Raw genomic sequence first — 11793 nt, 5'->3', positions numbered from 1 at the left:
ATGTCTCTCCTTTTAGAAGTATAAAAACAACACAAAAACATAGAGCATCATTGAAAATCCAATTTCCGCCATGCCAACTTGTTTTGCCTTTAATCCGAGTTTAGGAAGCCATATGGCTCGTATCAAAAAAATCAAAAAAGGAACAAACAGAGGTAACTTTAACCAAGTAGCAAACAACAAAATCACCAAATGATAGATGACGGAAGCATAATGGTAACGTATATTTTTTCTTTCACGAATGATCGTTTTGACATACAAAGCAGTTCCGATAAAGTAAAGCACCAAAAGCAAGAATAGCTCTGTTGCTACTCTCCAATTCTCTCCTCCCCCCATATAAATAACAGGGTATATAAAAGAACAAAAGAGTAGAATTGCAACAATGTCATTGAGTAAAGCACGTTCATTTTTCGTTTTTGCAAAATAAATATTAGCCATAAAAAAGAGCAATAGAAGAACTCCATACCAGATCAAGGCAGGCTCAAACCATATCAGTGAAATTAACAAAGGAAGTAATATCACTCCGTATACAACGGCGGGTTTGCGGTATCTTGCACTGCTGCCTGTTTTGATCCATTGGAGGACAGGAAAACTGAATAAGTAGATAAAAAACCAGCACACAAATAGGGGAATATGAATAAGTTCCCCTCGAGAAGCAGCTAAACCGAATAAAAATGGAAGAATGAGCATGGCCCAGGCTCCATGTTGATTAGGTATGTATCTGCTCATTCCCTTCAAACCCTTGATCCTTTTTTCACAATCTTTTTTATGTCTGTTATTTCGGTTAATCGATTCATCATCCATTCCCCCAAAATTGAGTTTTATCTTCTAACTTCATTCTAAGTATTATATGAAATTGAACCAATTAGGGAGTTCCCTTTTCCTTAGCGGGGAATATCCTAACCGGAAAAATAACGCTATTTTCTTATGCTATACTGTACTAAAAAAGGGAACAAAGAAAGGATGAACTGTTATGGGAGGACCTTCTTTACGTCAACTGCATGCTCATCATGCCATTCATCAAGGCGGGCTAACTGGCGCTCTAGATAAGACGAGAGAAGTAGAAGAATTACTCGAAGCAAAAGAATTCAAGGTGGCGCGTCAGGCTGCCGACCACTTGATCGAATATTGGGAAACCCGCATTCTCAGCCATGCTGATGCAGAAGAGGAAGGATTCTATCAGGAAAAGGTCGAGAAAAAACCGGAACTGCAGGAGGCTGTCGTCAAACTTACACGGGATCATGACCTGCTCCGAATCATTGTAAAAGAGCTCAAAGCCGGGATCCGTGAAGAAGGGCTTACGCCTGAAGTTCTTCAGCAGTTCCACGCGCTTCTGGTTGTCAATGCTATTCATAGTCGGGAAGAAGAACGTTTGTTGTTTGAGGAACCGTCATGATCAAGATGTGGCATAACGATTCACTTTCTCTATAAAAACGTACCGAAGAAATAGTCCAACGCCTCCTGCGAGTATCTGTCATCTCCTTGCCAAGCTGCTACGGAATAAAAATCATGATTGCCGTGCTGTCGTTTACGAGGCGTGTCCTGTGGGACCAGCAGTCCGGCATATCCCCACACCTCCATGACTACATCACGCTCGTTTTTGCTGGATGGAAACACATCCTTCCAGCGCTTTTCCAATTGACGTGCACTGCTTTGGGCATCACAGTTCTGAACAGCTTCGAGCATGTTATGAAGTATAGCTAGATCCTCATCGGAAACCTGAACATCCTCTTCTTGACTGAACAATTCAAGGTCCATCCAGCAATATAGAAGGTGGTTCAGACGAATACCGCCCCATTTGATTCGTTCAAAATTCAGTACATTCAAATCTTCATTGACGTATTCATTATCAGACATCATTTTATTAAAATTACAATCCCCACAGCTACTGTAATTGGGCAGGACGACAGGCCGCTCACCATAGGTGTGCAAAGGAAGCCCAGCGGTTAATGCCCAGCTCGATAAGGCGCTTCGTAAATGAACCTTTTTCGTGGAAAGGCTGTGCAAAAATGCTGCTGCCACTCGCTCTTTTGTAGCCTTTTGCTGATGCAGCTCATGTAATCTGTTTATAATCTCGTTATGTGTAATGGTGATCGGATCGAACATCAAGCCCTTACTTTTGGCATATTCAAAATCCTCACCCGAAAAAGATCCCCGCTCCTGCTTCCAGCCGCTGGAGGACCAGAATGTGTTCATCAGTATTTTTTTTGCCTTTTTATCCACAACACATCTCCCTTACTCATCTCAACCCCTTCACCTCCAATACAAAGCTCAGGGTTGTCGTGTATTTTATGTAAGATTGCTATTCATCTTTATATTTAAAAGCAATGGCCGTATTTCCTGACCGGGGGTCAAAATAAGAAGAGATTTTCCCCCAGCTCAGTTCATATTCCATATAGGGGTAAGGCTTGGTTTGACGATAGCTTGGCTTCACGGACAAATGTTGCTGTAACAAACGGTCATGCTCCCCTTGCCGCTTTCTCTCCCCTTCCTCAGACCAATTATCCCAAGAAGTTGGAAATTCATTGCCCTGAAGCGAAATCTCCACGACAATTAGGCTTGTATCCTTAAAGCATACAGACACAAAAAAATGCCGACGCAGCAAAGAAACCTGATCGAAATGATACCAGATGTAGTCATTCCCTAGCCTTCTTACAGAATGAAAATATTTCGAATACCAAGTGGTCTCTAACAACTGATCTTCTGTTAAAGATGAGTAGATCGCACGCTCACCATCGACCTGAATGATTCCTGATTCCCAGTCATTCATTGCTGCCACTCCTTCAGCTATTATGCCAATCTCCTACAGTTACTCTGTCCTCATATGTACACATGATTGAAAATGGCCTGCCAAGCCCGCTCTAGCACGCGCGTATGTAATTGTTTGGCATAAACATTTCTAACGATGGCAAGAACGATCACACCCACGAATACAACACTGAGCAAAGTGATAGAGGGAACCCAATGGTCAAACATGGCATTCGCCAGCACTTGCAGCAAATGTCGTTCGGGTTGTAAATATTCCACCGCCGCAACGATGCCTGCTGCCAGCAATATAATCACAGATATGGTCATAAGCATTACATTGATTACTTTGTATTTGGCAAGCCCTCGCTGAAAAACGCGAGTTCCAGCATATTGCTCCAGCACGATGATCTGTTTGTGAAAATCATTTTCTACCTGTTCTACAGGCAGATCGTGCTTCTGAATAAATGCATGGGCTTTCTTCAATTCGGATTGTATAAATAAACTACTCTGGATAGCAGATCCCAGCTGACCTAAAACATTCATATCTTTTTACCCCACTTCAATAGTGTCTAACTTACGAGTATATAGGGACATACCGAACATGGCAATGTATGGAAGAATATAAACCAATAATCAGGTATAATGGTCTATTATTATTAAACAGAAGGGGTAGCATGCCGGAGTTACTTTTCAGGAAAACTTTGATAGGCTCAAAAGTATTCGAACCATGCTCTACAAAACGATCGGTTCCAGACTGCTCTCTAAGTGAGCTTATCAGTAAAAATCAAAGTAACCCCGCCAGGCTCCTTCATTCTGATGCTTCGCAAAATAAAAACTGCCCCCATCGACAATATTCAATTCGGCTTTGGCATCTGAAGCAATCTGAAACACAAATTCATAGCCCTCGCCAAAGTCGATGCCCGATTGAACAAAGCTGGGATAGCCACCGATTTTGTGAACCGCATATATTTCCTCTACGATGTCCTCAAAATAGTCGGGTTCCTCCTCGTCCAAATGGTTGAGGGCATCGCCATATTCCTCAGGAATGTCTTCACCGTCCCAGACCGGATAGTCATTCTCTTTGAGCTCAGGGAATAGCGGGAACGCCTTGATTTGCATAAATGCCGGACCAAAATCTTTTTCGACCAAATCCTCTACCGACGTATACTCACGAATACACATATATCCTTCCATGTCCTCATGATCCAGTACATCGGGAGACAGAAAGACCGTCAACAGCTTGACACTGTGTATAGCCGGAGGAACAAAGGGCAAGGCAGCCAAATACAATTGCATGATCGGAGCCATAACATTCCCCTGTCCATCAATGGGTTGCTCCTCCGTTGGCAAAGCCACTGTAACTCTACCAATCCAGCTTTGTTCAAGGGAATCCGACGGTCTACGACCCCCTGTATGGAAAATAGTAGCTTTACGTTTTAGAATCGTTCTTAGCTTCTCAATAGAGTTGCTGGACAACGAAATCACTCCTTTCTAAACTAGAATAGAAACGCAACAACATCCTCGCCTGCTTTAAATCCAAACTCACTTAATCGATCTTCCATCTCTTGAATCTGATGTAGATAATCTTCCTGCACAGCTGGCAGACCCTGTTCATTCACTAATGTCCCGCCGAGTCTGGCGCATGCATATTCGGCACTTTTCCACATCGTCTCAAACACAGTTTGCGGCTGCACGGTCCGTACCCCATCCATACTGAAAATCAAATCTGCAAAGCAATCCTCCGCGAGTGTACTCAACCAAAAAAATCCAGGCTCGGTTCCCGTATGTACACTAAATAGTTCATCATAGCCTCCCGGCCCGTGATGGTGTGCATGGAAAATATCCATATCTCCCCACTCCATTCCGAGACTCAGCATGACATCCCAGATATCCGCTCCACGGTAAGATTGGCCTTGATCCGCCACCAGCCTAAGCATGACAGCGTGTTCCCTTTCACCTTCCTGATCTGTAAATGCTTTAAGTTTTTCCGCTTTTGCACGTGCACGGGCAGCAACCTCCCGAGGAAGCACATGAACGGTGCCCTTCTCCTGAAAACGCGCTGGCAGTGTGTTCATAAAGTCTGCAACCTTGGCTTCATCTAAACGAATCTGCATCTCTACATTATCGAATATATCCATACAAATACAGATTTTATCAAAATGGCATTCGCCTGCCGATCTGCGCCCCACACTAGTCCACATCTGTAAATCATGGACATGTCCATACACGATATATCCTTTGAGCAATTGCAAAATATCCTCATCTGACAACGTAAAACCACTGAATTCCACATCAATCAGCCAATAGATATTTGCATCAGGCTCCACTTGATGGATTCCTTTTATGGTCTTCACAGGCTCATGTTCCAACTCCACGGCAAGGATGCTAGATACATCCTCACCCCCATGTTCAGGTAAATTCATGAATCTCCCTCCTAGCTAGCTGTTTTCACTTTACAGTTTCCTATAATTCTCAATCTATATTAAACTATAACTCACCAAGCACAAAATAGTATAAAAACGGTGCTGGGTTGTTGAACATAACTTTTTAGAAACTTCACAGCTTCGAAAGGGGAGAACTCATGATGCAAAAACTTTGGCAACAAGGGAAGGCTTTGTCTCTGCCTATTATGGTGTCCGCATCGCTAATATCTGGAGCGCTGTCTGTAAGTACACCTGCGGCGAATGCGGCTGCAACCAAGGAATTGCTTCAGCTATCCGGTCAGACTACTTACTATGGAGAGGTCGAGCATGGGCAGCCCAACGGACGTGGTACGATCAAATGGAGCGAATATAAGCAGTATTCGGGTGATTTTGTGAATGGCAAGCGCTCAGGTACCGGAAAATATATAAATCAATACACCGATGCAGATGGACAAAATCATAAAGTCGTATACAACGGTACATGGAACAATGATACGATGAGTGGCAAGGGTACGCAGACTGAAAAAGTGACCCAAATGGACGGAACCGTACGTTCGAACGAGATCCAAGTAGGTACCTTTCAGAACAATGGATTACAGAGTGGCTACCAAGTGATCCACGCTGTGGCAGATCCAGACTACAGCTTCACTTATAAAAATAGCAAAGAAATACTAAATATCTTGCACAGTAATCAAGATCTGGTCCAAAGATGGCAAAAAGGAGATCTCTTCTCCGTAAATTATAAAAATGGCTCTGTCCAAAAGGAATACTCTATGTTCCCTGAAGAGACTGCTACCAAAGAACGTCAAAGACAAGCGTCCATCAAGTATCTCAAAGGAATTACTGCCAAGGTCACTCCTTATTTGCAGCAGTTTGAAAAGCTGTCCAAGCAGATTCCGCTAAAATAATTAAAACGACGCGAAATATGTATTAGCTTCTACGCAAGAAGGCCTCTCTTTCTAATGGAAAGCTCCATTTGAAAAGAGGGGCTTTTTTCGTTTTCGTTATGAATGGCATATAAGAACTTCGGAGCATAACACCTCCTACTATTCTCCCTTATGAATCCTCAGGAACTCATACAAATGACTTATTTTTCACTTAAATACCCTCCTTTTTTTGCTAACCCCCACTAGATTCACTAGAATATAAGTAATTATTTTAATCATCCGAGGTGGACATCATGGCTAAAATTATGGTTCCTCCTGAGAAACTAGAGGCGGTTTCCAGGCAGTTCGCACAAGCACGTGAGCTGGGGGCACAAATTTGCGGACAACTGTCACAGCATATTCAGATGTTGGAAAATAGCTGGGCGGGAACAACACAGCAGCGCTTTTATCAGGATTTTCATAAAGCGCGTGGACAAATGGATGCTTTCACTCAAACTGTCGATTCTGTCAGCACAGAGCTGCGTTCCATTGCAGTAAAATTCAAGGAAACAGACACCCAAGCAGACACGGGTATTCCCAAAGGAGATCACAGCGGACAGATCGGCAGCAGTGAAGGGGCAACTTCCGGGAAAAAAGGACCCGATCCAGCAGATATAGCTATTAACAGCATTTCAGAAGCCAATAAATGGCGCGGGCAACTGGGATTTGCCGGAACAGCTATCTATAGCGGTCTGGCTTCCACACTTGTGCTCACCAAAACAGTAGAATTCAAGAAAAGTCTGAAGAATCCCACTCGAGCGGTTATACATAATGCGGCATGGGTGAATGGCAAGGGTAACAATGCGTTTATGCGTAATTTGGGCAAAAGCCTAAACCGCCAATTCGCTAAACCCGGTATTGTGATGAAGGGTTTAAAGGGCTTTGATCGTTTAGCTGGAAAGCTTCAAATGGGTAAGCTCGGCCTCGGATTCAACAAAGCCAATAGCTTTCCTCAGTGGACGCGGAACGTCATCGCCGGGGTGGAAAAAGGCCGTTACGGCATAGCCACCCGCCAAATTCCCGGCATGATTGCCAAAAAGCTATACCCTATTAATGCCACCATGAATATTGTGGGCGAGGGTATCAGTCTGGCTGGAAAATGGAAAAGCGGGAAGCTTACCGGAACGGATGTGGCTGTATCTGCTTCTAACGTAGCGATTAAAACCGCTGCAACTTATGGCGGTGCTGTTGCTTTGGGAGCCGTAGGCGGCGCTATCGGTGGTCCGGTCGGTGCAGCCGTCGGTGCTTACGTCGGCGGTACGGTGGGAAGCTGGGCAGGTGGAAAAGTCGCCAAATTCGCCGAAAAGGGGATACGTTGGGCCAGCAAACTATTTAAATGACATACACCTAACAGATGGAGAAGGAGCCTGACTATGGACAAACAAACGGTAATTTTAACGCTTGAGGAACTAGGCTTTGCCTTGACCGCACTGGGCGCAGAAGATATGGCTTCTGGTCTGCTCCAATCTTATTACGGGGAACTAACCGAAGATCGCTGGGAACTGCTTTTTCATGCCGCAACGCATAGCCTGATATCCAAGGGTTTGATGGAACAACGGGATGACGGGCAACAACAGCTCGAATTTGATGCGTTCATTGTTGAGATGCTAGCTCATCTGGTACAAAGCCGCCAGATGCTACGTGGCTACAAGGAGCAACAGGACAAGCAAAATACATTAACGATACACCATGGAAATGAACGTTTTCTGTATCATTTTTCCAGCCACAATGAACTCCATTTCTTTCGCTGGTCTTCCCCAGAAGACTGGCATCACGACATTGATCAATTGTTCGGCCTGCTTGCTTCGAACTTCAATGAGCACAGCCGATACGTCGATCTGACAGAAGAACAGTGGAATGAGTTAACCTCTTCCAGCTTCAGCATGCAGCAAATGACAACGTGGAAGCTTCATGAGTCCGCTCAGCAAATAATACAAGACTGGCGAGAGGATTTTGATCGTAATCAGTGTAGCCTAGATAATTTGAGCCAGATGATATACGCGGATACGGATGAAGATGGACCTTCCGTTACAAATCTACTATTTGTTCTTAAAGGAACGAATGATGTGTGGATCGTAAGAAATACAGAACTGGATATGCAGGCCACCCCATGTCTGCGTATTGAAAGTGTAACCGAAGCTGACTGGAGAGAACGAATAACTTATTTCATTCAGGAGTTTGTACGCGACGAGGCGGTATTCCGTGGATAAAATTGTATATCGAAGATCTTTGGCATTTTGGAAAGCCATGGGCAGCTTGATGTTTGTGCTGATTTGTCTGCTTTTGCTGCTGCTCATTTTTATCGACGAAGATATCTCAGCTCTACAAATCTTCTTCTTTATTACGTCCGCCATTGTCGGACTTCCTTTTTTCGGTAGCTATCTTGTGGTTTGTTTGAGCAGAACGCTTCGTAAGGATACCTATCTGTTCATTTTTGACGAGCACAGCATTTCCGATGGTATTCGAACTGTCCCATGGTCTGCAATCACTAAAGTCGAATTCGAAGGGGCCTCCATCCGCAAATGGTTGCGTCCTCGCTTTCCCGCCTTTATTTTTCATCTGAATGACCACAGCACCTGGGAAGTCAGCACCGATTATGTGTTGAACGATGTTGAGCTAAACCAAGCCGGGAAACAACTTCGAACTCTCATTAACCAGCATGGCAAGCCAAAGAAAAAACGTTCCTGAATAGTGCCATTGGATATGTCAAAGCTTGTCTCTATCATATGCAGCTACAAGAGCCACAACCACTGCTGCCGAGTTGGCCGCAGCCAAATCAAGATTGGAGTCAAAAGAATCCGCCGCTTCTACACCGGCAAGATCAGACAAAGAACGGACAGCCAAAAACGGAACACCAAACTGGTACGCAGTCTGAACGACCGCGGCCCCTTCCATATCCGTCACTTTCGCTTCAGGAAACTGGCTACGGATAAAATGGGCGCGCTCAGCCTGGGAGATGAAAGAGTCAGCCGTCGTAATCAATCCGTTGACGATCTGCCCCTCAATCCTGGTCTCCGCCAGCGCTTCTGTCGCAAAAGCAAGCAGCGCTGGATCGACAGGATAACTTGCCGGCATCTGTGGCACCTGTCCGTAGGTATAGCCGAACGCCGTTCCGTCCACATCGCTGTAAGTCAGCTCGGTCGCCACTACAACATCGCCAACATGCAGCGCTGGATCGAGCCCACCCGCAGACCCGGTATTAATGACAAGCTCCGGGCTAAATCGCTCAATCAGCAGCGCCGTAGTCGAGGCTGCGTTCGCTTTGCCAATTCCTGATTGCAGCAGAATAACCTCCTTGCCCTCAAGCTGGCCTGTATAAAAAATCCCGTTCGCAATCTGGGTCATCTTTATCCCTTCGATCTGCGCTTTCAAATCTGCTATTTCTTCCTCCATGGCTCCGATAATCGCTATACTCAAAGTTCTTCTCGCTCCCTCCATGAATTCCTTGTATTCCAGCTTATACTTGAAAAATACCCGTTGCTGCGATGCGCTGCACCGCCTCCAGCAGCCTTTCTTCACTGTTCACCAGACTGACCCGCACATAAGAAGCTCCCGCACGACCAAAGCCTTCTCCAGGGGCGACCGCAACATGTGCCTCGTCCAATAAAAAGTCTGCAAATGAAGCGGATGTGTAACCCTCTGGCACCTTGAACCAGGCAAAAAAAGACCCTTGGGGAACAGCTACATCCCAGCCAATACCTCGTAACGCTGCAATGAGAATATCACGGCGCCGCTCATATAACGCCGCGAGTTCCCGTACCGGTTCCTGCGTGCCCAGCAATGCCACAGCCCCCGCATCCTGTACCGCTCCAAAAACAGTGCTGTAGGCATGCGTATGATAATGCTTGAGCGCACCAATGATGGACGAATTTCCCACTGCAAAGCCGAAGCGCCATCCAGCCATGTTATACGTTTTGGAAGCCGTATACGTCTCGACGCCATATTCCTTGCCGCCGGGGATTTGCAATAAACTAATCGGCTTATGCCCGTCAAATCCAAGAGCACCGTAAGCAAAATCATTCATAACCGGAAACTGATATCGAGCGGCATAATCCAGCGTCTTTGTCAGAAAATCTGCAGTAGCTACTGCTCCAGTCGGATTGTTCGGATAATTAATCATGAGCAATTTGACCTGCTCTGCGATTTCTTCCGGCACGGTTGTATAATCAGGCAAGAAGCCATGCTTCTCATCAAGCGGAATCGTATGAATATGGGCTCTTGCCAGCGCAGCAGCGGAATAATATTGGGGATATGCCGGATCGGTGGTCAATAACCAATCACCGGGATTCAGCAGCGCCTGTGGAATCCCCATTACGCCTATGGCTGAGCCGTTGAATATGGCAACCTCCCGGTCAGGATCCAGCTCCACCTGATACTCCCGTTTATAGAACGCGGCGACAGCCTCCAGCGTGCTTTTTTTCCCATGAAAAGGTGGATAGCCCTGATTGATCGGTTGATCGACCGCTTCCTTCAAAGCGCTGATGATATGCGCCGGTGTTGGCTGATCCGGGTTGCCGGCTGCCAAATTGATTACATCTATTCCTTTGCTTTTATACAGATTCACTTTGTCATCCATTGCGCTAAAATAGTTGTCAGGCAGAGCCTTGACGAGATCAGAGGATGAAAAAATCACGTTCATCTCCACCTTTTATCCATAAGATACAGGCTGACAACGTCAGCCCGCAGAAGATAATACCCCATATTATTTGAAATAGCTTGGTAGCTTGTAGCCTTCATAAACAGGATTCGATTGGATGTACTTTTGGAATTCATCTGAATGATATCCTTCAATAATGTCTTTGACGAAGGGCTTATCCTTGTTCTTGTTGTCCACAGCTACCACGTTCGTGAACGGATCTGTCATATTTTCAAGCTTTAATGCCGAGGTCAGCTTTATTCCATTCGATACAGCAAAGTTCCCTTGTATAGCCGCAAAATCAACATCCTCTAGTGCACGTGGCCCCTGTGCCGGGTCGGTAGCAACAAATTGCAGATGATGCGGATTAGAGGTGACGTCATTCACCGAGGTTTGCAATGGATCGATTTTGTCCTTTAACGTAATCCAGCCTACTTCCTTCAAAATATTCAGCGCACGCAGCATATTGACTGGCTCGTTGGGCAGGTTGATTTGGGCTCCATCGCTGATTTCGTCAAGGCTGGTGTGCTTGCTGGAGTACAATCCCATTGGAGGAGTCGGGACCTGCACAGCACCAATCAGATCAATATTCTCCCGCTTATTCATAGAATCCAGGTAAAGCGAATGCTGGAACACATTAGCATCAATATCCCCCTTAGCCACGGCTACATTGGGCTGAACACCGTCTGTAAACTCTTTATATGTAATCGTATAGCCTTTCTTCTCCAAATATGGAGCCACACCATTCTTAAACTGATCGCTATATGGACCGGGATTAAAGCTGATATGCAGTGTTTTCTTTTCTTCACCCGCAGCGTTGCCCAACGTATTCTTGCTGCCGCAACCTGAAATAAAAAGCACGACTGCTCCCAGCAGCAATATAAATGAAATCCATGGTTTCTTCATTTTGATGTCTCCCCCTGCTCCTTGATATCATCTACTTTTGGTGAGTTAGAATGTTACAGTCGCTCAAAATACCAAGTAACTTGATGCGTTTTATAGATATTACAATGATTTTTTATTCACTGTCAACAACATTTAATTACGCATCTTCTGCATAACA

General features: G+C 45.2%; 14 protein-coding genes. 5 read left to right on the top strand and 9 right to left on the bottom strand.

The genetic code is table 11. The annotated features are described in order from the left end of the window. Positions 1–12 precede the first annotated feature (12 nt). On the bottom strand, positions 13–801 hold the full coding sequence (locus MHB54_RS21035; RefSeq protein ID WP_076264749.1) for a YwiC-like family protein: 789 nt from the start codon (positions 799–801) through the stop codon (positions 13–15). Positions 802–970: 169 nt separating this feature from the next. On the opposite strand from MHB54_RS21035, the gene MHB54_RS21030 reads away from it, so the two are divergent. Further along, a complete protein-coding gene (locus tag MHB54_RS21030; protein ID WP_023989712.1) occupies positions 971–1393 on the top strand; it encodes a hypothetical protein in 423 nt (140 codons plus the stop codon). A gap of 29 nt (positions 1394–1422) precedes the next feature. Here MHB54_RS21030 and MHB54_RS21025 read toward each other — a convergent pair whose 3' ends face one another. From MHB54_RS21025 to MHB54_RS21005, 5 genes are all read right to left on the bottom strand, one after another. After that, complete coding sequence (locus tag MHB54_RS21025; protein WP_023989713.1) at positions 1423–2220, bottom strand: hypothetical protein; 798 nt, start codon at positions 2218–2220, stop codon at positions 1423–1425. A gap of 79 nt (positions 2221–2299) precedes the next feature. Beyond that, positions 2300–2767 (bottom strand): hypothetical protein, encoded by a 468-nt coding sequence (locus MHB54_RS21020; protein WP_023989714.1) that lies wholly within the window; start codon positions 2765–2767, stop codon positions 2300–2302. 50 nt (positions 2768–2817) lie between these two features. Continuing rightward, positions 2818–3288 (bottom strand): DUF6097 family protein, encoded by a 471-nt coding sequence (locus tag MHB54_RS21015; protein WP_053325884.1) that lies wholly within the window; start codon positions 3286–3288, stop codon positions 2818–2820. A 231-nt stretch (positions 3289–3519) separates the two neighbouring features. Then, a complete protein-coding gene (locus tag MHB54_RS21010) occupies positions 3520–4230 on the bottom strand; it encodes a DUF1963 domain-containing protein (protein ID WP_445671135.1) in 711 nt (236 codons plus the stop codon). An 11-nt stretch (positions 4231–4241) separates the two neighbouring features. Further along, on the bottom strand, positions 4242–5168 hold the full coding sequence (locus MHB54_RS21005) for a cell division protein ZipA C-terminal FtsZ-binding domain-containing protein (protein ID WP_340981913.1): 927 nt from the start codon (positions 5166–5168) through the stop codon (positions 4242–4244). A 161-nt stretch (positions 5169–5329) separates the two neighbouring features. Here MHB54_RS21005 and MHB54_RS21000 point away from each other — a divergent pair, with 161 nt between their 5' ends. The 4 genes from MHB54_RS21000 (at position 5330) to MHB54_RS20985 (ending at position 8782) form a co-directional block, all read left to right on the top strand. After that, complete coding sequence (locus tag MHB54_RS21000) at positions 5330–6076, top strand: hypothetical protein (protein ID WP_075154578.1); 747 nt, start codon at positions 5330–5332, stop codon at positions 6074–6076. A 272-nt stretch (positions 6077–6348) separates the two neighbouring features. Then, positions 6349–7434, top strand: a complete 1086-nt coding sequence (locus MHB54_RS20995; RefSeq protein ID WP_028542261.1) for a WXG100 family type VII secretion target — start codon at positions 6349–6351, stop codon at positions 7432–7434. A gap of 33 nt (positions 7435–7467) precedes the next feature. Beyond that, positions 7468–8304, top strand: coding sequence for a hypothetical protein (locus MHB54_RS20990; protein ID WP_028542260.1), 837 nt, complete (start codon positions 7468–7470; stop codon positions 8302–8304). After that, positions 8297–8782, top strand: a complete 486-nt coding sequence (locus tag MHB54_RS20985) for a DUF5381 family protein (protein ID WP_023989721.1) — start codon at positions 8297–8299, stop codon at positions 8780–8782. Before MHB54_RS20990 ends, MHB54_RS20985 begins: the two co-directional genes overlap by 8 nt. An 18-nt stretch (positions 8783–8800) precedes the next feature. Here the strand turns inward: MHB54_RS20985 and MHB54_RS20980 are convergent, their stop codons facing one another. The 3 genes from MHB54_RS20980 to MHB54_RS20970 form a co-directional block, all read right to left on the bottom strand. Further along, positions 8801–9511 carry a 5'-methylthioadenosine/adenosylhomocysteine nucleosidase gene (locus MHB54_RS20980; protein WP_013311357.1) on the bottom strand — a complete coding sequence of 237 codons (711 nt, stop codon included), beginning with the start codon at positions 9509–9511 and terminating at the stop codon, positions 8801–8803. 40 nt (positions 9512–9551) lie between these two features. Next, complete coding sequence (locus MHB54_RS20975) at positions 9552–10727, bottom strand: aminotransferase class I/II-fold pyridoxal phosphate-dependent enzyme (RefSeq protein WP_081365969.1); 1176 nt, start codon at positions 10725–10727, stop codon at positions 9552–9554. 69 nt (positions 10728–10796) lie between these two features. Further along, on the bottom strand, positions 10797–11636 hold the full coding sequence (locus tag MHB54_RS20970) for a MetQ/NlpA family ABC transporter substrate-binding protein (RefSeq protein ID WP_071558422.1): 840 nt from the start codon (positions 11634–11636) through the stop codon (positions 10797–10799). Positions 11637–11793 lie beyond the last annotated feature (157 nt).

The sequence above is a fragment of the Paenibacillus sp. FSL M7-0802 genome, assembly GCF_038004945.1.
GTDB lineage: Bacteria > Bacillota > Bacilli > Paenibacillales > Paenibacillaceae > Paenibacillus > Paenibacillus polymyxa_B.
This window is presented reverse-complemented; position numbering and strand designations above follow the sequence as displayed.

Bases quoted from the DNA above. Each gene is read 5' to 3' on its own strand.
- MHB54_RS21035 (WP_076264749.1), bottom strand. From the start codon at position 801: ATGGATGATGAATCGATTAACCGAAATAACAGACATAAAAAAGATTGT.
- MHB54_RS21030 (WP_023989712.1), top strand. From the start codon at position 971: ATGGGAGGACCTTCTTTACGTCAACTGCATGCTCATCATGCCATTCAT.
- MHB54_RS21020 (WP_023989714.1), bottom strand. From the start codon at position 2,767: ATGAATGACTGGGAATCAGGAATCATTCAGGTCGATGGTGAGCGTGCG.
- MHB54_RS21015 (WP_053325884.1), bottom strand. From the start codon at position 3,288: ATGAATGTTTTAGGTCAGCTGGGATCTGCTATCCAGAGTAGTTTATTT.
- MHB54_RS21005 (WP_340981913.1), bottom strand. From the start codon at position 5,168: ATGAATTTACCTGAACATGGGGGTGAGGATGTATCTAGCATCCTTGCC.
- MHB54_RS21000 (WP_075154578.1), top strand. From the start codon at position 5,330: ATGCAAAAACTTTGGCAACAAGGGAAGGCTTTGTCTCTGCCTATTATG.
- MHB54_RS20995 (WP_028542261.1), top strand. From the start codon at position 6,349: ATGGCTAAAATTATGGTTCCTCCTGAGAAACTAGAGGCGGTTTCCAGG.
- MHB54_RS20990 (WP_028542260.1), top strand. From the start codon at position 7,468: ATGGACAAACAAACGGTAATTTTAACGCTTGAGGAACTAGGCTTTGCC.
- MHB54_RS20970 (WP_071558422.1), bottom strand. From the start codon at position 11,636: ATGAAGAAACCATGGATTTCATTTATATTGCTGCTGGGAGCAGTCGTG.